The sequence below is a fragment of the Amycolatopsis pittospori genome (assembly GCF_013870525.1).
GTDB lineage: Bacteria > Actinomycetota > Actinomycetes > Mycobacteriales > Pseudonocardiaceae > Amycolatopsis > Amycolatopsis pittospori.
On the sequence record NZ_JACBXD010000028.1, the window covers coordinates 1 to 19,008 of the forward strand.

20 protein-coding genes are annotated in these 19,008 nt (G+C 69.2%); 6 read left to right on the forward strand and 14 right to left on the reverse strand.

Annotated elements, in window-relative coordinates; translation table 11 throughout:
- Positions 1–67: 67 nt before the first annotated feature.
- The 4 genes from H5J31_RS17705 to H5J31_RS17720 all read right to left on the reverse strand — a co-directional run bounded on the left by H5J31_RS17705 (position 68) and on the right by H5J31_RS17720 (position 5,082).
- Positions 68–2,116 (reverse strand): fibronectin type III domain-containing protein, encoded by a 2,049-nt coding sequence (locus H5J31_RS17705; RefSeq protein ID WP_181773691.1) that lies wholly within the window; start codon positions 2,114–2,116, stop codon positions 68–70.
- Between the two features lie 3 nt (positions 2,117–2,119).
- Complete coding sequence (locus H5J31_RS17710; protein WP_181773692.1) at positions 2,120–3,073, reverse strand: AAA family ATPase; 954 nt, start codon at positions 3,071–3,073, stop codon at positions 2,120–2,122.
- Between the two features lie 72 nt (positions 3,074–3,145).
- Positions 3,146–4,420 (reverse strand): sensor histidine kinase, encoded by a 1,275-nt coding sequence (locus H5J31_RS17715; RefSeq protein WP_328701525.1) that lies wholly within the window; start codon positions 4,418–4,420, stop codon positions 3,146–3,148.
- Complete coding sequence (locus tag H5J31_RS17720) at positions 4,417–5,082, reverse strand: response regulator transcription factor (protein ID WP_181773693.1); 666 nt, start codon at positions 5,080–5,082, stop codon at positions 4,417–4,419. The genes H5J31_RS17715 and H5J31_RS17720 overlap by 4 nt, the downstream gene beginning before the upstream one ends.
- A 35-nt stretch (positions 5,083–5,117) precedes the next feature.
- Between H5J31_RS17720 and H5J31_RS17725 the strand changes: the two genes are divergently transcribed.
- Positions 5,118–5,774: a response regulator transcription factor gene (locus H5J31_RS17725; protein WP_181773694.1), complete on the forward strand. Its 657-nt coding sequence runs from the start codon at positions 5,118–5,120 to the stop codon at positions 5,772–5,774.
- Between the two features lie 55 nt (positions 5,775–5,829).
- On the opposite strand, the gene H5J31_RS17730 is transcribed toward H5J31_RS17725, so the two are convergent.
- From H5J31_RS17730 to H5J31_RS17740, 3 genes are all read right to left on the reverse strand, one after another.
- Positions 5,830–6,012 (reverse strand): CsbD family protein, encoded by a 183-nt coding sequence (locus H5J31_RS17730; RefSeq protein WP_181773695.1) that lies wholly within the window; start codon positions 6,010–6,012, stop codon positions 5,830–5,832.
- A 159-nt stretch (positions 6,013–6,171) separates the two neighbouring features.
- Positions 6,172–7,050 carry a phosphotransferase gene (locus tag H5J31_RS17735; RefSeq protein ID WP_181773767.1) on the reverse strand — a complete coding sequence of 293 codons (879 nt, stop codon included), beginning with the start codon at positions 7,048–7,050 and terminating at the stop codon, positions 6,172–6,174.
- The gene (locus H5J31_RS17740) at positions 7,050–7,415 is read right to left on the reverse strand and encodes a glycine-rich domain-containing protein (RefSeq protein WP_236005190.1); all 366 of its coding nucleotides are present in this window, start codon (positions 7,413–7,415) and stop codon (positions 7,050–7,052) included. The genes H5J31_RS17735 and H5J31_RS17740 overlap by 1 nt, the downstream gene beginning before the upstream one ends.
- A 343-nt stretch (positions 7,416–7,758) precedes the next feature.
- On the opposite strand from H5J31_RS17740, the gene H5J31_RS17745 reads away from it, so the two are divergent.
- Positions 7,759–8,466: a helix-turn-helix domain-containing protein gene (locus H5J31_RS17745; RefSeq protein WP_181773696.1), complete on the forward strand. Its 708-nt coding sequence runs from the start codon at positions 7,759–7,761 to the stop codon at positions 8,464–8,466.
- A gap of 14 nt (positions 8,467–8,480) precedes the next feature.
- On the opposite strand, the gene H5J31_RS17750 is transcribed toward H5J31_RS17745, so the two are convergent.
- The 5 genes from H5J31_RS17750 to H5J31_RS17770 form a co-directional block, all read right to left on the reverse strand.
- The gene (locus H5J31_RS17750; RefSeq protein WP_181773697.1) at positions 8,481–8,888 is read right to left on the reverse strand and encodes an ATP-binding protein; all 408 of its coding nucleotides are present in this window, start codon (positions 8,886–8,888) and stop codon (positions 8,481–8,483) included.
- A gap of 84 nt (positions 8,889–8,972) precedes the next feature.
- Entirely contained in the window at positions 8,973–9,203 is a 231-nt protein-coding gene (locus H5J31_RS17755; RefSeq protein ID WP_181773698.1) for a hypothetical protein, read from the reverse strand.
- Positions 9,200–9,613 (reverse strand): ATP-binding protein, encoded by a 414-nt coding sequence (locus H5J31_RS17760; RefSeq protein WP_181773699.1) that lies wholly within the window; start codon positions 9,611–9,613, stop codon positions 9,200–9,202. The genes H5J31_RS17755 and H5J31_RS17760 overlap by 4 nt, the downstream gene beginning before the upstream one ends.
- Positions 9,610–10,998, reverse strand: a complete 1,389-nt coding sequence (locus tag H5J31_RS17765; protein ID WP_181773700.1) for a PP2C family protein-serine/threonine phosphatase — start codon at positions 10,996–10,998, stop codon at positions 9,610–9,612. The genes H5J31_RS17760 and H5J31_RS17765 overlap by 4 nt, the downstream gene beginning before the upstream one ends.
- Positions 10,998–11,360, reverse strand: a complete 363-nt coding sequence (locus H5J31_RS17770; RefSeq protein ID WP_328701526.1) for an STAS domain-containing protein — start codon at positions 11,358–11,360, stop codon at positions 10,998–11,000. Before H5J31_RS17770 ends, H5J31_RS17765 begins: the two co-directional genes overlap by 1 nt.
- A gap of 184 nt (positions 11,361–11,544) precedes the next feature.
- Here H5J31_RS17770 and H5J31_RS17775 point away from each other — a divergent pair, with 184 nt between their 5' ends.
- The 3 genes from H5J31_RS17775 (at position 11,545) to H5J31_RS17785 (ending at position 15,408) form a co-directional block, all read left to right on the forward strand.
- Positions 11,545–12,072 (forward strand): EF-hand domain-containing protein, encoded by a 528-nt coding sequence (locus H5J31_RS17775; protein ID WP_181773702.1) that lies wholly within the window; start codon positions 11,545–11,547, stop codon positions 12,070–12,072.
- Positions 12,073–12,292: 220 nt separating this feature from the next.
- A complete protein-coding gene (locus tag H5J31_RS17780; RefSeq protein ID WP_207898198.1) occupies positions 12,293–14,821 on the forward strand; it encodes a hypothetical protein in 2,529 nt (842 codons plus the stop codon).
- Positions 14,818–15,408, forward strand: a complete 591-nt coding sequence (locus H5J31_RS17785) for a helix-turn-helix transcriptional regulator (RefSeq protein WP_181773704.1) — start codon at positions 14,818–14,820, stop codon at positions 15,406–15,408. Before H5J31_RS17780 ends, H5J31_RS17785 begins: the two co-directional genes overlap by 4 nt.
- A 165-nt stretch (positions 15,409–15,573) precedes the next feature.
- On the opposite strand, the gene H5J31_RS17790 is transcribed toward H5J31_RS17785, so the two are convergent.
- A complete protein-coding gene (locus H5J31_RS17790; protein WP_181773705.1) occupies positions 15,574–16,209 on the reverse strand; it encodes a helix-turn-helix transcriptional regulator in 636 nt (211 codons plus the stop codon).
- Positions 16,210–16,293: 84 nt separating this feature from the next.
- A complete protein-coding gene (locus tag H5J31_RS17795) occupies positions 16,294–16,545 on the reverse strand; it encodes a hypothetical protein (protein ID WP_181773706.1) in 252 nt (83 codons plus the stop codon).
- 348 nt (positions 16,546–16,893) lie between these two features.
- Here H5J31_RS17795 and H5J31_RS17800 point away from each other — a divergent pair, with 348 nt between their 5' ends.
- Positions 16,894–18,984 carry a BTAD domain-containing putative transcriptional regulator gene (locus H5J31_RS17800; protein WP_181773707.1) on the forward strand — a complete coding sequence of 697 codons (2,091 nt, stop codon included), beginning with the start codon at positions 16,894–16,896 and terminating at the stop codon, positions 18,982–18,984.
- Positions 18,985–19,008 lie beyond the last annotated feature (24 nt).

Below are 19,008 nucleotides of genomic sequence, written 5' to 3' on the forward strand. Positions count from 1 at the left end.
TCGCCCAAGCCGTAGAACAGCACGGCCGCGATCAGCAGCCCGGTTCCGCGTCGAGTCGGCCGCATCGCTACTTCCAGACCAGTTTCTTCGATTCGACGCCGTCGGCACGGATCCACACGTTGCGACCTTCGGTGCCCTGCGGGAACTCCTCGAAGGTCAGCTTCCCGTCCGGTCCGATCCGCTTGGACTTGCTGCCGTGCACGCCGTCGTCGGTGACGCAGGTGACCGACACGGTCTTGCCGGGGGTGAACCCGGTCATCACGATGTGGATCAGCCCGCAGATGGGCGGGTCACACAGATCCGCCGTGGTGTCGGCGCCGCGCGAGATGACGATGCTCCGGTCGGCGGGCTGATCGCCGCTCGACTTCGTGACCTGTGCGGGAGTACCGCGACCGGCAGCGTTCTCCGCGACCACGGTGACGGTGATCGGCTGCTCGATCCCGATGCCGGGGATCAGCCGCGACCGGCCCGTCACCCTCGCCGAACCGGCGCCGGAACCGTCCGCCCGCCGCCAGGAGACGTGGTACGCGGTGACCGGCGAACCGTTGGCCGCGGCGGCGTTCCAGGTCACGTTCGCGTCGGTGTCCCCCGTCTTGATGCGGACATCGAGCCCGGTGGGCGCGCCCGGCGGGTTGACGTTCGATCGCGGGGTCACCGCGCCCGAAGTGGCGCCGGGACCCGTGCCCGCCCGGTTCGTCGCGGTCACTGTGAAGGCGTACGCGGTCCCGTTGGCCAGCCCGGCGATCGACGTCGTCCGGACTCCGCCACCGACCGTCTTCTCCCCGCCCGCCCAAGAGATCCGGTATCCGCTGACCGTCGCGCCGTTGGCCGCGGCCGCGCCCCACTTCACCGTCGCGGCACCGTCTCCGGGGGTCGCGCTCACCGAACGCGGCGCGCCCGGCGGGCTCGCCGGGATCACCGGCTGCGGCTGGGGTTTCGGCTGCACCGGCACGGCCGGTCTGTCGGCCGGCTTGTCTATGGGCTTGTCTGCGGGCTTGTCGGCCGGCTTGTCCGGCGTCGGCGGGGTCACCGGGTTCGGTTCGTCCGCGGGCTTCGGAACCCCGGTCACGGGAACCTCGTTGACCGCGCCGTCCTGATCGACGACGAGTACGTGCGCGCCGTCGGCACCGTCCACATAGACCCGGGAATCCGGACCGCGGACCGGCGGATGCTCGGCACCGCCCGGAATCGGCCTGTTCTCCTTCGCGCGGCCCGCGCCGTCGAAGGTGCGCAACGTGCGGTTTCCCTTGTCCACCAGGGCGACCACCGAACCGGACGACGCGAGACCCGCGTAATCACCGGGTGGCAAGGGAACGGTGACCGGACTTCCGGAACCGACCAGATACAGCCGCGCTCCCGCCCGGTCCAGGATCGCGAGCTTGCCATCGACGTCGGTGGAGGCCGCGACAGCGGTGTCCGGCACGTCCACGCCGAGCCGGACGGACTCGCCGAAGCCCGCCGACGAAACCCCGCGCACGGTGTCGTCGTCGTTGTCCACGAACACCGGACCGGCTGCGGTGACCACCAGGGATCCCTTGTGCCTGCCCGGAATCGCGATCGGGCACGAGACGCGGTCGGCGCCGGGCGCGAGTTCGCACAGCAACCCGTTGTCGATCTGGTGCAGCCACAGCCGTCCGTCGGCGGTCGCCACCGGATCGCCCAGCCTGCCGCCGACCGGGATCCGCGCCATCCCCTCGCCGAGCCGGACCACGATGCCCGATTCGCGGTACACCGCGTACGGGCCGCCCTTGGTCTCGACGGTCGCGGGCCATTCGTTCGCGGGCGACGGCGTGCTGTTCTCGACCGAAAGCGTCGACTTCCCGAACTCGATGGTCTTCGACGGCGAGACGGCGTACCCCTGCGTCGGTCCCTGCACGACCCGGCTGCCGGGATCGGCGCCGGGCAGCGAAACCTGGGCGTCGGCCTGCTTGCCCGAGCCGTCGACGTGGAAGGCCGAACCCAGCGCGGAGTTGTAGATCCAGTGCCCCGTCTGCGCCAGGTCCAGGCCGACCAGCGGTTTCGCCCCGCCGGTGACCGCGATCCCGACCAGCGCGACGGTGCCCGAGACGATCATCGCGATCGGCATCCGCGCGCGGAAACGTCCGGAAGCGCCCACGGCTCAGACCGCGTTGACGGCCGGCGCCGGCGTCGCCGCCAGGGCCTCGTCGACGATCTCGGTGGCCGGCCGCTGATTGAGTTCGGCGTCGGCGGTGAGCACCAGGCGATGCGCCAGCACCGGTTTCGCGACGGCCTTGATGTCATCCGGCGTCACGTAGTTCCGGCCGTCGGTGGCCGCGATCCCTTGTGCCGCGCGGACGAGCGCGATGCTCCCGCGTGGGCTCGCGCCGTAGCGGACCGACGCGTGGTCCCGGGTCGCGGCGGCCAGCCGGACCGCGTACGAGCAGATCGCCGGGTCCAGATAGGCGTCCCTCACCTGGTCGATGGCACGGCGCAGGATCTCCAGATCCACCACCGGCTCGAGTTCGTCCGGGCTGACCCGCGCGCAGTCGCTCATGATCACCCGCACCTCGGCGTCGTGATCGGGGTAGCCGACGGAGATCCGCATCATGAAGCGGTCGAGCTGGGCTTCGGGCAGCCGGTAGGTGCCCTCCATCTCGATCGGGTTCTGGGTGGCGATCACCAGGAAGGGATGCGGCACGTCGTGCGGCACCGAATCGACCGTCGCGCGCCGCTCCGACATCACTTCGAGCAACGCGGATTGCGTCTTCGGGGTGCCGCGGTTGATCTCGTCGGCCAGCACGATGTTGGCGAAGATGCCGCCGGGGTGGAACTCGAACTTCTCGTTGTTCTGGTGGTAGACCATGACTCCGGTGACGTCGCCGGGCAGCAGGTCGGGGGTGAACTGGATGCGGTTCCAGCTCCCGCCGATGCTGCGCGCCAGGCAGCGGGCCAGCGTCGTCTTCCCCAGCCCGGGGACGTCTTCGATCAGCAGATGCCCCTCGGAGAGCAAGGCGGCGATCGCCAGCCGGACGACGTCGGGTTTCCCGCGCAGCACGCGCTGCACGTTCTCGGCGACGGCCCGGTAGACCGCGGTCGCTGCCGGCTGGTTCATCGTTTCCCCTCCGAACGGTGCCTTCGGACAGGAAGCATCCCTCGCCGGGGCCGGGACCGGTCCCCGCCGAGGTCAGGGGCCGCTGACCGGCAGGGCGAGCTCGAAGATCGCGCCACCCTCGTCGCGGTTGTAGACCCGCAGCGTGCCGCCGTGGACGTCGGCCACCCATTTGACGACGGCCAGGCCGATCCCGGTGGACCCGCCCCCGCTGACGAACCGCTCGAACAACGCGGCCGCTCCCTCCGGGTCCACACCCGGGCCGCGATCGGCGATGAGCACCCGGCCGTCGAGCACGGTGACCTGGATGTCGGCCACCTCGCCCGGCTCGCGGCCGTGGCTCAGCGCGTTGCCGATGAGGTTCGCGATCGCGCGCCGCAACAGTGTCGCGTCGCCGTCGACCCGGGTCGGGACGGTGGTGACCGCGATCCTCGCGTCGTCGGCGGGCAGATCCTCGACGACCATCTCGACCAGCTGATCGAGCATGAGCGGGCCGATGGTCAGCTCGTCGACCCCGGCGGTGACGCGCGCTCGTTTCGGCCAGAGGTCGATGATGTCGCCCATCATCGAAGCCAGGCGGATCGTCCTCGGCAACATCTCGGCCTGTTCGGCGGGGTTCCGCGAAGCCGTTTCGGCGAGGGCGCGCAGACCCGCCACCGGGGTCTTGAGGTCGTGGACGACGCCGTCGAGAAGCTGGGAAACGCCGTCCAGCAACGACTTCTGCTGTTCCAGCGCGGCGGTGGCCGGGCGCATCGCCCGGCCGGCGATGGCGTAACCGGCGGCGCCGAGTCCGAGCACCAGCAGCACGCAGCCGCCGATCACCAGCCAGACCCACTCGTCGTGCTGGTCCTGGACGCCTTCCGCGTCGGCCACCACGACGACGGCGCCGACGATCTGCCCCTGGAGGTCCTGGATCGGATCGGCCGAGACGTACACGGACCTGCCCTCGGCCGTGGTCTCGTAGCCGGTCTTGGACCGGTTCAGGCTCGTCGCCTCGGTCGCGAGCCGGTTCAGCAGCGCGTCGTCCACGGCCACGCACTCGCGCTTCCCGCGATACGGCTCGAACCTCGGAGCGCTGCCGGGGAGGACGGCGAACCGCGGGCACTGGTCGTTGACCGTGTCGGTGCCGATGTAGGCGGTGACGATCGAACCGCCGTTCGCGGTGATCAGCCTGGCCAGTGTGGCCGCGGTCTGCCGGACGTCGCTGTCGAGCCGCTGTCTGCCCTGATCCGCGTCGGCCTGGATCACCAGCCAGGCCAGCACCACCAGGCCGAACGCGTTCATCGCGGTGAACAGCAACGTCAGGAGACGGCGCAGACCGCGCAGATGGCCGGTCGAGGAGTCCGTCACGAGAGCCGGTATCCGATCCCGCGCACCGTCTCCACCGGATCGGGCTGGCCCAGCTTGCGGCGCAGGCGTTTGACCACGGCGTCGACGACGTTCGCCATCGGCTCGTTCTCGAGGTCCCAGCAGTGCTCGATGAGGTCCGCGCGCGACACCGCCATACCCGGCCGGGTCGCGAGGTATTCGAGGATCGCGAACTCCCGGTTGCTCAAGGAGAGCAGCACGCCGGCTCGGCGGACCTCACAGCGCGCGAAGTCCACTTCGAGGTCGGCGTGGCGCAGCACCGGCGGCCTTCCACCCTGGCGGCGGCACAGGTTCGTCACGCGGGCCAGCAGTTCCGCCATCACGAACGGTTTGACCACGTAGTCGTCCCCGCCGTGTTCGAAACCCTCGACGCGGGCGCTGCCCGAGTCCAGCGCGGTCAGGAACAACACCGGCACGGCCCAGCCTCGCCGCCTGCGCTCGTCGACGAATCCCGCGGCGTCGCCGTCGGGCAGCATCCGGTCGAAGACCGCGCACGCGAACGGCTCGCCCGCCGCGGCGAGCACGTTCGCGGCGGCCGCCAGCGAACCCGCGGCGTCCACCGTGAACGAGGCCGCCCGCAGCTCGGTCACCACGGCAAGCCGGATGTCCGCGTCGTCCTCGACGACCAGCACTCGCGCGTTCATGGCATCCCTCCGTGACAGGACGCTACCGTGAGCGAGTGCGGATCCTGGTCATCGAGGACGACGAAGCCCTACGGACGTCGGTGCACTCGTCGCTGCGCTCGGCCGGATTCGCCGTCGACGCCGTCGGCGATCTCCGCGCGGCGGACGAGGCGCTGTTCGTCAACGAATACGATTGCGCCGTCTTCGACCGGATACTCCCCGGCGGCGATTCACTGGACTACGTCGAGCGGAAACGCGCCACGGGCTGGGCGACCCCGGTACTGTTCCTGACCGCGCTCCGCGACCCCGATCAGCGGGTCGCCGGCCTGCGGCGCGGGGGCGACGACTATCTCGAAAAGCCTTTCGCCATCGCGGAAATGGTGGCCCGCGTACGCAGCCTTTGCCGCCGCGGCGGGGTCGCGCCACCCCCGGTACTCCGCGTCGCCGACCTCGAACTGGACACCGGCCGGCACGAAGTCCGGCGCGGTGGCGTGCTGTTGAGCCTGACCCGCACGGAATTCGCCGTCCTGCGGTGTCTGCTGGAGAACGCGGGGCACGCGGTTTCGCGGGACGACCTCATCCGGGCGGGCTGGGACGAACAGGCCGATCCCGCTTCGAACGTCCTCGACGTCCTTTTGACCAGCCTCCGGCGGAAACTGCTTTCGCCGCCCTTGATCGCCACCGTGCCGAAGGCCGGATATCGCATCGGCTGAACGCCAAAAAGGGGTCCGCCCAGTCCAGGCGAACCCCTTTTTCTTGGCCCTACGGTCAGTTCTTGTCCGTGACGCCCTTCACGGCGTCCTTGAGCTTCTCGCCGGCCTGCTTCACGTTGGCCTTGCCCTGCTCGGCCTTGCCTTCGGCCTGCCACTGCTCGTTGTCCGTGGCGTTCCCGACGGCTTCCTTCGCCTTGCCCTTGAGTTCGTCGACCTTGTTCTCGGCTTTGTCGTTCATCGGGCCTCCATTCGTTGTCCGCTACCTCAGGGTTACCCGGCGTCGAAGAGCGGAAACCTGCGAAGCGATTTTGGACGGGTGGCGACGGACACGTTTAGCCTCATAGGCGCATACCGATGGGTAGTCGATGGCCACACGTCGAGGCAAATGTCGGATTTCCTACAGCCTGAGCCGATACCTGGTGTAGTCGGCGGCGGCGAGTCGTAACCTGGTCGCCCCGGGAAACGGCGAGGTGGCGGCACGGTAGCCCCACAGCCCTGCGACGTAGCAGGCGAATGCCGTCACGGCGTCCTCGGACCGAGTCTCCCATGCTGGGACCGTGGCCGCCCACTCCTCCGCATCTCGGGGATCATGTCCGGCCGCGATCAGACGCACCACGAGGAACGCGGTGTCGATCCAAGCCGCGCCCGAGGCCGGACGACCCCAATCAATTACGCGAGTCGTCTCGCCATCGTCATCGATCACGAACTGGTGCTCGTGCAGGTCCGTGTGGACCAAAGCGTCACCCTTGACCATCTCGGGGATGCTCCGGCACCGATCGGTCAGCTCGACGATGTCCCAGTCGAAATCCTCATCCTCGGTCTCGGCTGCCAGCTTCTGCCACCAGTCAGCTGTCCCCCACCGCTTGCTCAATGGTTGTACCGACCCGCCTGGAAGCGTGCTGATCCTTTCCAAGGTCGCCGCGACAATGGCCAGATCGTCAGAGCTCGGCGAGAGGTCGGCAGGGCGGCCGTCAACGTACTCGAATCCGACCACGAGCCAAGGGGTCTCTGCGTCGACATCTTCGCTGAACCGAACATCCGGGGCGAGGCCGGGAGCCAAAGCGCCCGCTTCCGACTCGTTCCGCAGCCAGCGCATCCTCGGGCTGATGCCCTTGACGCCCTTGAGAAAAAGGTCGGATTCGCCGGAGCGGAGCACCAGGGCGAAATCGTTGTTCTGACCTTGCTCGACCTCTCGGACATCGAAGGTCGCGCCGACATGCGGGTGCACTGCCGCCTTGACAGCGCCGGGCAAGTCGTCCCAACCATATCGCCGCATCACGCCGGGACCGTATCAGTGCGGACCGGATGATGGTGGCACCCGGTGTCACCACTGGAGTGAGTGCAACCTTCGCTGCACTGATTGCATTTCGCCGATGCCTTCCACAGCGGCAGATCGACCACGTAGCCGGCCTGTCGGATGGCGTCGACCGTGCGGTCGGTCATCCGCTCCGGATCACGGGCGATGCGCTTCCCATCGTTCGGGACGTGGTGCAGGAATCGCCCTGCGACTCTTTCGCAGAATCTCGCATAGTCACGCGTGTAGAGGATGAAAGTGTGCCACCCGATGTCCACCGTATCGCTGGGCGCCAGTTGCTCAGACGAGTCCGCGCACGCTCCGAGGAAGGCCAGCGCCTGGTCCATGATCCTCTCCGCATGCCCCAGGGGAGATCGTTCTCCCCGGCGATGCGTTTTACGAGGCGACTGAACAGATCTTGCGAGATGAGACCCTGCCCTACGAATTCCTGAACGGCGGTTTTCATTCCCTCTCCTTTTCGTAACCATGCGCTCGCCATGTCGATTACCTTGAATCCGGCCACCCCAGCGCTCAGGAACGCAACGTCGCGGCAGCGGAAACGTTTTGGAATGAGTTTCGACGCTCGTTCGCGCTCGCGAAGTCCGCTCGACTTCCACGCCTCGCTCGCCTTGCCTCGCCGAGTAGCATCGTCGTTACCGGGCGTGAGGGGAACAGGTGAGGGGTCTACTGGTGTCTACTACAGCAGAGATCAGCGAACCTACGGGCGCGAAGCTCCGCGCGGCTCGCCTCTACATGAAGCTGTCCCTATCAGAGATGGCGAAGGCCACCAGGTACACCAAGGCGTACCTCGGGCTGGTGGAGACGGGAAAGAAGGCCGTTACGCTGGAGGTGCTGACCGCGTATGAGCGAGTACTAGGAGACGGCATGAAGCGCCCGGACCTCGTTCACCCCCGACTGATCAGGCTCGACACGCCGCAGGAGCGTGAGCGCGTCCTCGTGGCCGTCGAAGCGGGTGACCCCGACGTCTTCGCTCAAGGACCGACTTCGAGTTCGATCGATGCCGCGATCTGCCCGAACTTGTCCGAGACCGCTATCGGCCACTTCCGCACTTGGGCGCTTGACGGGAAGACGTCAACTCTGCGAGCGAACGCGATCTCCATCCTCGGCTTCCTGCCGGGCAGGGAGAACGCTGAAGTCGTAGTGCGAGCCCTCGACTCGGACCCGAAGGTACGGAAGCTGTGCCTCGCGTCCGAGGTTTCCCGGCTCATGCAATGGGACTGGCCGACCTCACTCCAAGTTGCCGACGATCCGACGACCGCCCCGGATCCGAAGGGGCTCGGGATGAAACTGGCGAAGGAGGCGATCGACCCCAAGGACTCCGAATCCCGCTGGTGTGCTGGTTGGCTCCTTCAACGGCTGGCGCCGGTCCTCGGTTGAGATACCGGGAGCGATCAGGCGTCGCGGCCGTAGCCGAGTTCCGCCCACACCGTCTTGCCGTCGTCTCGGTGGTCCTGACCCCAAGCAACACTGCACGCCTCGATCAGCGCCAGTCCGCGACCGCCGTTCACCGACGACCGGCGCGGGACCGCGGGCGTCTTGCCGGAGTCGTCGACCTCGATCCGCAGCCGGCCGGGTCGCCTCAGCAGACGCACCTGCTGCGGCGGTTTCCCGTGCCGCAGCGCGTTGGACACGAGCTCGTCCAGAACCAGGATCGTGTCCATGAGGTCGTCTTCGGCGAGGTCGCCGAGTTCCTTGCGCGCCCAGGCCCGGACCCGCGCCAGTTCGGTCAGGTCGCCGCCCACGTCCAGAGTCAGCACCTCGACCTGGGCGTCGGCTCTCGCGGCCTGTTCGGTGGACACGGGGACCTCCAGTTCTTTTACGACTCTCGGGGGAGCTCGTGCCGATCTAGTACCCCAAATGCCGCGAAATCTAACAGCCCGCCGTCAACGCTCGTTCCCCGTGTGGCCGCACGCGTAGACGGTCTTCGCGGCGAAGGCCTCGCACGCCGGGCAGTTGTTCACCGGCCGGTCGCGACGGCCCCAGAAGGGATGGGTGGCGCCGCACAGCGCGGTGACCAGGTCGCCGCGTCCGGGATCCGGATGGCAAACGGGGCAATAGGCATGGGCGGCGCGTTCGACGTCGGTCGTGCCGAGGATGACGAACTCGCCGCTCATGTCGGCCCTCCGGTCAGCCAGCTCATGGTCACCGTGGTGCCGTCGCCCCGGTACTCGCACGCGGCCTGGTCGGCGAGGCGGTCGATCAGCAGCAGTCCTCGGCCGCGGATGGTGTCCTCCGTATCCGCGGGCTTCCAGGCGCCGTAGTCGGTGACGACCACCTTGATCTCGTTCCGGCTGGAGGTGGCGTGAATTTCGATGACGCCGTCCGCCTCGTCGCGGTAGGCGTGCTCGGCCGAGTTGGCCAGCGCCTCGTTGCTCGCCAGGACGATGTCCTCGCGCCGTTCCCCGTCCACGCCGAGTCCGGCGAGCCACTCGGCGAGCTGCTTGCGGAGTCCGACGAGCCGTCCGGCCTCGGCGGGTACCCGATCCCGGAACTCTTGCGGCACCGGGGCCGAAACGTGCTTCATTCTTCGCCGCCTGTCGTGTGATGGACGTGGATCACGGCGATGTCGTCGTCGTGCCGATTGTGGGTGATCTCCTTGATGAGATCGTCCCAGGCGGCCGCCGCGCCGAGCCGGTCGCCGAACGCGAGGAACGCGTCGAGCAGGCGGCCGATGCCCAGGGTGAGGTCGCGTGCGGGACTCTCGACCAGGCCGTCGGTGTACAGCACCAGGTCGGCGCCCGGCGGGAAACTGGTCGTCCGCTGCGGGAATTCGACGCCGACCCCCAGCGGCGCCGCGAGTGCCTCGCCGATCTGTTCGATCCGGCCGTCCGGATCTTTCAGCAAAGCGGGCAGATGTCCCGCGTTCGCGTAGGTCAGCGAGTGGTCCTCCGGATCGTGAACCGCGTAGAAGCAGGTGACGAATCCGGGCTCGGTCAGCTGGGAGACATGCCGGAGCAGATCCGACGGACACAGCTCCAGCAGGGCGTACGAGCGGATGGCCGTCCGGGTCTGGCCCATCACGGTCGCCGCGGCCACCCCGTGCCCGACGACGTCGCCGATGACGAACGCGGTGCGCCCGGACGGCAGCCGGATGACGTCGAACCAGTCGCCGCCGATGTTGATGCCGGTGGCGGCGGGCAGGTAGCGGGTGATGATCCGCAGGCCGGGGATTTCGGGCACGTCCGGCAACATGCTGCGGGACAGTTCCGCGACGAGGGTGCGCTCCTGCTCGTAGAGCCGCGCGTTGTCCAGCGCGATCGCGCTGTAGCCGGCGATGCCTTCGGCGAGGTACTCGTGCCGTTCGGTGAACCGGCCCGGCTCGGCGTGGCCGAAGAAGAAACCGCCGAGGACCTTGCCGCTGGTCGGGCTCAGCACCGGCACCGCCAGGTAGCTGCGCACCGGGAGGTGCCCCTCCGGCATGCCGTAGTACGGCGCGTTCTTGCCGAAGCCGGGGTTCTGGACGATGTCGTCGCTGCGGACGGTGCCGACGCCGTCGAAGGTGGGCGCGAAGATCTCGGTGTTGCGCGGCATCGGGAACTTGGAGAACGCTTCGCGAGGAACACCCGACAACGTGTAGAGCGTGTAGGACTCGCCGAACTGGTCAACGAGGTTGTAGAAGAACGCGCCGAAATCCGCACCGGTCGCCTTCGTCGCGGAATCCGTCGCGTCCTGCACGATCCGGTCGATGTCGAGCTGGGAGGTCAGGCGGCGGCCGACCGAATGCAGCCCGTCGATCAGCGCGGCCTCGGTGCGCAGGCGGTCGATCAGCTCGACGAGCGGGGACACGGCTTCCTCGATGCTGGCCACGATCCGGCGCCGGGTTTCGACAGTGACAGGCTCTCCGTCGTCGCCGAGGAAACAGCGGCCGACGACCTCCGCGACCGTCGTCGGCCCGGCGCTGGAATCCATCAGGCCTCCAGTGCCGCTGTCCGCGTCGGATACACGGCCAGTTCGTCGGTCAGCCGTGTCAGCTCGAGGGGCCGCAGTACCACCCGGCTGCCCGCCACGACCCGGACCTGCGTCGTCCCCGCGCACAGCCGGTCCGCTCGGACCAGTTCCGCCATTCCCGCCGACGCGAGGAAGTCGACCGCCGTCAGGTCGACGACCATGACCCGCGGCTTCAGCCGGAAGGCCCGCTCGACCATCAGGCGCAGTCGGGGCGCGAGGGCCAGGTCCAGGGCGCCGGACACGTTCAGCACGGCCGTCTCGTCGCCGCCCTCCAGCGCGACGCCGCCGCTGTCCGCGTCGTTTCCGGTCCTCGATTCCGTCACCGGTTCATTTTGCCGGGCTTCACGGGGTGCCGCCATATAGAACGTCGTGACCCTATTTCCGTTCCATGATCGTGACGGCACCATGGTGGTCGGCGAACCGTGACGTCCCATCCCCCTTTCGTGGATCCGTGGTGATCTGAATGGCCGATATGCGGCTACGACGTCCGGCCCTATCGTCTTTCGCATGGCAAGCGACTTGCAGCGGCGCAAGATCTCGGGTGTCTTCTCGGCGATGGACGTCAACGGGGACGGTTTCCTCGAGGAGCGGGACTTCCAGGAACTCGCCGCGCGCTGGGCGCGACTGCGGGAGCCGGGCGACGAGCAGCGCCTGACCGGCATCATGCTGAGCTGGTGGGCGACCTTGCTGGAGGCGTCCGACGTCGACCGCGACAACAAGGTCACGCTCGACGAGGTCCTGCTGGTGGTCGACAAGCTGCCGGAAATGCCGCAGGCCGTGATCGCGACGGCCGACGCGATGTTCGAAGCGATCGACGAGAACCGGGACGACCTGATCTCCGCGGCGGAGTACCGCCGGCTGATCGAGGCCTGGAACGGCCGCCCCACCGACACCGACGCCACGTTCCCGCTGCTGGACTCCGACGGCGACGGCAAGCTGTCGCGGGAAGAGTTCGCCTCGTTGTGGCTGGAGTTCTGGGCCGGCGACGACGCCGAAGCGCCGGGAACCCTCGTTTTCGGTCCGCTCGCGGCCTGAAATCGTAACGTCCACAAAGGACCGGTCACGGCGAAATCCGCGCCGCGACGGGTGGCGGGAGCGGACCTCGCGACGGCGACCGGGGGGAGCCTGCCGCCGAACTCGCTGACGCCGGGCGAGACCGCGCTCACCGAGCCGTAGCCCGGCTTTCAGGCCGACGCTCCGTCCTTACGGGCAAGACCTGCCCGGAGCGGCGATACGGAGGCGGTGGCGGCTCAAGATGGTGGTCGTGGACAAGGTGACCGAGCAGATCCTGGAGCACGTCACCAGCGCGGCCTCCCCTTGTGTGTGGGTGACCGGCCCCGCCGGTGTCGGCCGGTCCACGCTGCTGGCCCGGCTGCACGAGCGACTGTCCGCGGCCGGCTACCGCGTCTCGACCCTGCGCTTCACCGCGGAGGGCGATGCCGGGGTGGCCGTGCGGGCGGCGGCCACGACGATCCCGCGCGGTGGCGGGAACGTGCTGTTGCTCGACGACACCCAGTGGATCGACCACGACACCCTCGCCGCGCTGGAGACGTTGATCCGACGTCTGGACTGCACCTCCGCCCGGTTGATCTGCGCTACCCGCACTCCGGTTCGCGACGCGGCCGAACGACTGGCCACCGTCCGGCGACTGCGCGCCGAGGGCCTGGTGCTTCCGGTACGGCTGTTACCGCTGAAGGTCGACGAGCTCACGCGGCCGGTCGCCGAGGCCTTGGGCGCCGTTCCGAGCAAGACGCTGAGGAACCGTCTGCACGAACTCAGCAGGGGCGTGCCCGCGGCGCTGCGTCAGGCTTTGGACCTGCTGCGCGCGGAAGGCGCGATCCGGATCGTCGACCGGCGCGCGTACCTCGTTCCCGGCGCCCCGGCGCCGCTGCGGTCCGTCGGACTGGCCCCGGAAAAGCTCGCCGTGGCGAAAGCCGCCGCCGTCCTGCATCCGCTCGGCGAGGCGATGCCCGCGCTGATCAGCGAAGTCCTGGCACAGGATCCCGCCAAGACGTCGGCGATGCTGGAGGACCTGCGCGCCGACGGCGTGCTGCATCGAGGCCGGACCTGGCGCTTCACCGTGCCGGTGGTGGCTTCCGCGCTGATCGCCGAACTCGGGCCGTTCGAGCGCCGCCGGTTCTCCGCGGCCGCCGTCACCGCGCTGTGGGAAGGGAAGGCGCGCACGACCGATCCGTACTTCCTCGCCGACCGGCTCGCCGAAGCGGGCAAGCTGGTCGATCCGCGACGCGCGCTCAGCCAGTTACTGGGCATCGCGTCCACGCTGCCCGGCGACCAGAGCGGACGTGGCGTGCAGTGGCTGCGCGCGGCCGTCGAGCTGACCGAGAACCGGGGACAGCGTGCGGCGGTGACCCTCCTCCACACCACGTGGTGCTCCCTGCACGGCGATCACGAACAGACCCTCGCGGGATCCCGGCGGTTGCTGGAGGAATACCCCGATCGCCTTTCCGCCGGTGCCGCACAGGAAGTCCAGTCCATGGCGATCCGGGCGCTGCACAACTCCGGCGGCACCGCCGAACTGACGAGGATCGCCTCGAACCCGCCGGACTGGTCGGTGACGTCGAGCGCGATCGCGCTGAGCCTGCTGGACCGGTGGGCCGAAGCGGCCGAACTCCTGGCTGAGGACGACTCGTGGCGCACCGAGTCGCGGGTCTCCGCCAGGCTGGGCGGACTCTTCGCAGGCCTGGCCGAACTCTGGACGGGCAGGCCCGCGCGGTTCGGCGTGAACCTGACCGAACGGGAACGCTGGCCGCTGCGGACCGAGCGGCGGCACCGGGCGGATCAGATCGGCTCCTACACGGCGGCACTACTGGTGCTCGGCGAGCGGGCGCGCGCGGAAAAGCTGCTCTCCGACGAGAAGTTCCCCGAGAACAGGCTGCACGACAGCGAGCGTTCGATGCTCGCCGCCCTGCGCGGCGATTTCCCCCGAGCGGTCGACCTGGCCCACCGGAGTGTCGCCGACCGTTCGAGGCGCGGCCACGACATCGGTTCGTCCGCCATGCATCTGTCCACCGTGTCGGTCCTGGTGTCGCAGGGACGGTTCACCGCCGCGCGAGAGCTGCTGACCGCCGCCCGCGCGACGGCGCCGCCCCTGGCGCATCTGCTCGACATCGCGGAAGCCCGGGTCGACGGCGCGCTCGGCGAGATCGACCGCGCCGGCAACCGCCTGCGGGCGGCCACCTGCGGACTCTCCGTCGGCACGGACATCGCCTGGGCCGACCTCGCCGAACTGGCCCTCCTGGGCAACGACCGGGCCAAGGCGAAGAAGGCACTCGACGCTTTGGAAGACCTCGCGTCCGCTTTGCCGAGTGGGCGGGTCCTGGTCCACCGGCATCTGGTCCGCGCCTGCCTCGGCCGGGAAACGGGTGAAGAATGCCTGTGGCTGGCCCAAGAACGCGCGCATCCGCTGGAGCTGGCGATCGTGGCCGAGCGCCTGGTACGGCACGGTGCGGCCGATCCCAAGGTGCTCCTTGAGGTTTACGAGGTGCTCGGCTCGGTGGACGCGTTGTTCTACCGTGCGCGCCTGCGGGGCCTGATGCGGGAGCACGAGATCCCGATCCCCGGGCAGCAGGAGACGGCCGCCGAGAACGAGCGTCTGCTGGTGTTGCTGGCCGGGGAAAGCCTGACGAACGAGCAACTCGCGAAAGCGTTGCGGACGAACGAAAAGAGCGTGGAAAGGCGGTTGAGCAGGCTCGCCACGCGGATGGATCACCGGTCCCGGATCGAACTCGCCACGACCCTGCTGAACGGTGGATACGCCTCGTGAGTGCTTTGGGTGTCCGGGTGGCCGTGTACGCGGCCGATCCGCTGACCCGGTCCGGCCTCGTCGGCATGCTCACCCGGACCGCCGTACTCGAGGTGGTGCCACGCGACGCGGACGTCCTGGTGGCCGCGGAGGATCCGGGCGGGCACGAGCTCCCGGTGCTCGGGCAGGCGGTGGCCGAACAGGGCTCGCTGCCCGTGGTGCTGATCGCCGGGCCGCTGCCCGCGCCGGGTTACCGCTCGGCGGTGGCGGCGGGTGTCCGCGTCCTCCTCCCGTACCGGGCGGCACGGGAGGAGCGGCTGATCACGGAGATCCTGGCCGCGCGCACGGCGGCCGAAAGCTCGCCGCGACGGCTCTCGGCCGAGTACGAGTCACTGGCGGGCAGACCGGACGGGCCCGCCCTGTTCGACGAACGCGAGATCCGGGTACTCCGGCTGATCTCGGAGGGCAAGGACACCGCCGAGATCGGCTCGGAGATGGGCTATTCCCAGCGCACCATCAAGAACATCCTGCACCAGGCCCAGCATCGGCTGGCGTTGCGGAACCGGTCCCACGCGGTGGCCGCGGCCATCCGCGCCGGGCTGATCTAGCCGCGCCCTGGTGCCGTCCGTCCGATCACAAGTGCCGTCCGTCCGATCACGAGAGTCGTCCGTCCGATCACGTATGCCGTCCAGTGGCGACCACCGAGCGGGGTACAGATGGACGTCACGCGTGATCAGACGGACGGGACACGTGATCAGACGGACGACACGCTCCTAGATGACGCCCGCGCGCACCGCGTAGGCGACGGCGTGCGGCCGGTTGCGCAGGTTCAGCCGTCCGGTGATGCCCTGGATGATGTGCTTGACGCTGCGCTCGGAGTAGCTGAGTTCGCCGGCGATCTCGACGGTGTCCATCCCGTCGGCCATCAGGCGCAGCACGTCGATCTCCCGTGTGGTGAGCCCGGCGGTGTTGACGCCCATCGGGTCCAGCACCTCGCGCTGCAGGCGCTCGACGTGCTTGAGCAGTTCGCCGAGAAGGCTCGGCGGGAGGACCCCGCCACCGGAGGCCGCCGCGCGGACCGCGTGCGCCAGCCGTTCGCCGGTGGTCGCCGAACGCGGCAGCACCGCCACGACCCGGCATTCGATCGCGGGCACCAGCTCGGCCTCGCCGATCTGGCTCACCACGAGCACCACGGGTTTGCCGACCTCGGCGGCCAGCCGTCGCAGCCACAGCACCGTCTCGGGCGTCAGCCATTCGGCGGCGAACACCAGCACGTCGGTCTCGGCGCGTTGCTCCCAGTCACGGACCTCGATGCCCGGTTGCGCGCCGAGCTGGCTGGCCAGCCCGGCGGCGGTGATCGGGTCCGGCGCCCGCACAGCGACGGTGATCTCTCGCGTTTCCGTGTCCACCTCTGTCCCCTCCGCTTGATCCGCGGCCCCAGTCGGATGGGACACAGTCTGCGAAGGAGCTCTTCACGAACTCTCCACGAGTTCTCAACGAGGCGTGAAGGACTTCGTGGCCAGCTGAAACGCTTCGACGTACTTGGGCAATTCGCCCAGGACCTCGCGGAGCCTGCCCTCGTGGCCGTCGAAATCCGGATCGGCCAGCCGGGCGTAGCCGAACGCCAGCGTGCGGCGCAATTCGGCGACGCGCTCCTCCGCCTCGTCGGCGTCGAGCACCACTCGGCCGCTGTAGGCGAGGTCGAGCAGGACGTCGCCGGCGGACCGCTCCTGTGCCTGACTCACCGCAACCGGCCTACTTTCACTGGTGGACCCTCACAGCATGCACAGCGGTACCGGGCACGGACCAGCGGGAAACCACTTTCTGCCCGGGCGAACGCCGGGCTTTGCCCCCTCGCCCCTCACCTGTACGAACCCTGAAAACCACATGAACGGGCAGCCAACCACGCCCGCTTTCCCGGCGATGAGCAGCGGGAATCCGAACTGTGCAGGCAAGACCCGAGGACGTCTCGTGACCTGCGGCCGAAACCCACACGATGCCTGCCCGATTGATTGCGAAACCCGGATCGCCGCGACTAGGCTTTCGACGGAGATGGTGATCGTTTCGGAAGTCGGACGCACAGGCGGCAGGTCATGGACGAGGTTCCCTCGCTGACGGTGCGACTGCTGGGCGGTCCCCCCGCCTGGTGCGGCACCGGCGAGATCGCCCTCGGTCCCGCTCAGCGGCAAGCGGTCTTCGCCGCACTCGCCCTGCGCGCCGGTCACTTCGTCTCCCGCAAGGAGATCATCGACGCCGTCTGGGGCGAGCAGCCGCCGCACAGCGCGACCGGCATCGTCTACACCTACGTGTCCGCGCTGCGCCGCGCGCTGGAGCCGGCGGGCGAGCCGCTCGTCGCCACCCGGGCCGGTTACAGCCTCGACCTGCCGAAGCAGCAGGTGGACGTCCACGTCTTCGAAGCCGAACTGGAGCGGGCCCGCGGCCACCGGCTCACCGGTTCGCATCATCTGGAGCTGGAGTCGCTGCGGATCGCGCTCGGGTTGTGGCGGGGCTCCGCGCTGAACGGGATCCCCGGGCCGTTCGCCGAAACCCAGCGAGCCAGGCTGAACGAACTGCGCATGTACGCGCTCGAGCGTCAGGCCGAGGTCGCGCTGGACCTGGGCGGCTACCGCGAACTCGCCGGTGAGCTGGCCGTCCTGGTCGAGCGGCATCCGTTACGCGAAGGCCTGCACCGCATGCTGATCACCGCGTTGTTCCGGTCCGGCCGCCAGGCCGAGGCGCTGACCGCGTTCGACCGCGCCCGCGAGACGATCATCGAGCAGTCCGGCCTCGAACCCGGCCCGGAACTGCTGTCCCTGCGACAGCGGGTGGTGGACGGCGATCCGACGCTGCACCACCAGGACCGGCCGGAACGGCACCGGCTCGCGCGCGCCCTGCCGGAGCCTCCGTCCGTCTTCGTGGGCCGCGAGTTCGAGCTGCGCCGCGTGCGCCACCACCTGTCCGCCCTGCTCACCGACGGCCGCGGCGGCACCGTGTGGGTGGACGGCGAGGCGGGCAGCGGCAAGAGCGCGCTGCTCGCGGAAGCCCTCGCCCCGGCGAAGAAGCACACCCGCTGGGTCGTGGCCGACGAACTCACCAGCGCGGTCCCGCTCAGCCTGATCGCCGACTGCCTCGGCGGCGAAGCGCTCGACAGTCTCGCCAGGACGGTCACCGATCTGTGCGCGCACGGGCCGCAGGTGCTCGTCTTCGAGGATCTGCACTGGGCCGACGAGGAAAGCCTGCTCGCCTGGCAGCGGCTCCACCGGCTCGCCGAACACCTGCCGCTGCTGCTGATCGGTTCCGCACGGCCACTCCCCCAGCGCCGCACACTCGATGTCCTCCGTTCGCGGCTCGACGGCGAGATCGTCTCGCTCCCGCCGTTCGACGGGCCGACCGTGGAAGCGCTTGCAGAGGAGACGCTGGCCAGGGACCCGGGCGAAGACGTGCTCGGTTTCGCCGCCGAGTACACCGTCGGCAACGCCGCGTACCTGTGCGAACTCTTCGCCGAGTTCGCCGCCGGCCGCGACATCACCGGCGCGCCGCACGCGCGCGTCGTCTCCCTGGTCGAAGATCACCTCACCACACTTTCCGTATCCTGCAAGCGAATGCTGACCTCGGCCGCGTTGCTCGGCTCGTCGTTCACGGTCGCCGACCTGGCCGGTGTCACCGGACGCGATCTGCGGGAACTCGTCGAAACCGTCGAAGTGGCGCTGGCCGCGCGCGTGCTGGAGACCGAAGGGGAACGTCTGCGGTTCCGGGTCCCGCTGGTGCGGTCGGTCTTCGCCGCGAACACCCCACCCGCCATCCGCACCATGCTGCACCAGGAGATCGCCTCCACCATGGCGGGTACGGGGGCGCCCGCGGACCGCGTCGCCGAGCAGTTGCTCCAGGCGGGCGACGAACTCACGGCGCGCTGGATCCCGCAGTGGCTGCTCGACAACGTCGGCGCCCTGTCCACCGGGCTCGCGGTCGAGCTGCTCCACCTGCTTTCGCATCAGCAGAACCTCACCGAAGACCAGCACCAGGCCCTGACCGCGGAACTCGCCGGTCTGCTGCTGCCCGAGCGGGGCACCGCGGATCCCGCCGACACCAGGATCTTCTGGCCCGCCGCCCGCATCACCCGGGCCGGGCAGCCCTGGTGCGCGCCCCTCCACGCGCTCACCCGCCCCGGCGGTCCGCCCGTCTGACCGCTCCGTACGGGTGCGCAACCA

Coding starts and splice junctions, on each gene's coding strand:
- H5J31_RS17710 (WP_181773692.1), bottom strand. CDS start 3,073: ATGAACCAGCCGGCAGCGACCGCGGTCTACCGGGCCGTCGCCGAGAAC.
- H5J31_RS17720 (WP_181773693.1), bottom strand. CDS start 5,082: ATGAACGCGCGAGTGCTGGTCGTCGAGGACGACGCGGACATCCGGCTT.
- H5J31_RS17730 (WP_181773695.1), bottom strand. CDS start 6,012: ATGAACGACAAAGCCGAGAACAAGGTCGACGAACTCAAGGGCAAGGCG.
- H5J31_RS17735 (WP_181773767.1), bottom strand. CDS start 7,050: ATGCGGCGATATGGTTGGGACGACTTGCCCGGCGCTGTCAAGGCGGCA.
- H5J31_RS17740 (WP_236005190.1), bottom strand. CDS start 7,415: ATGGACCAGGCGCTGGCCTTCCTCGGAGCGTGCGCGGACTCGTCTGAG.
- H5J31_RS17755 (WP_181773698.1), bottom strand. CDS start 9,203: ATGAGCGGCGAGTTCGTCATCCTCGGCACGACCGACGTCGAACGCGCC.
- H5J31_RS17760 (WP_181773699.1), bottom strand. CDS start 9,613: ATGAAGCACGTTTCGGCCCCGGTGCCGCAAGAGTTCCGGGATCGGGTA.
- H5J31_RS17765 (WP_181773700.1), bottom strand. CDS start 10,998: ATGGATTCCAGCGCCGGGCCGACGACGGTCGCGGAGGTCGTCGGCCGC.
- H5J31_RS17775 (WP_181773702.1), top strand. CDS start 11,545: ATGGCAAGCGACTTGCAGCGGCGCAAGATCTCGGGTGTCTTCTCGGCG.
- H5J31_RS17780 (WP_207898198.1), top strand. CDS start 12,293: ATGGTGGTCGTGGACAAGGTGACCGAGCAGATCCTGGAGCACGTCACC.
- H5J31_RS17800 (WP_181773707.1), top strand. CDS start 16,894: ATGGACGAGGTTCCCTCGCTGACGGTGCGACTGCTGGGCGGTCCCCCC.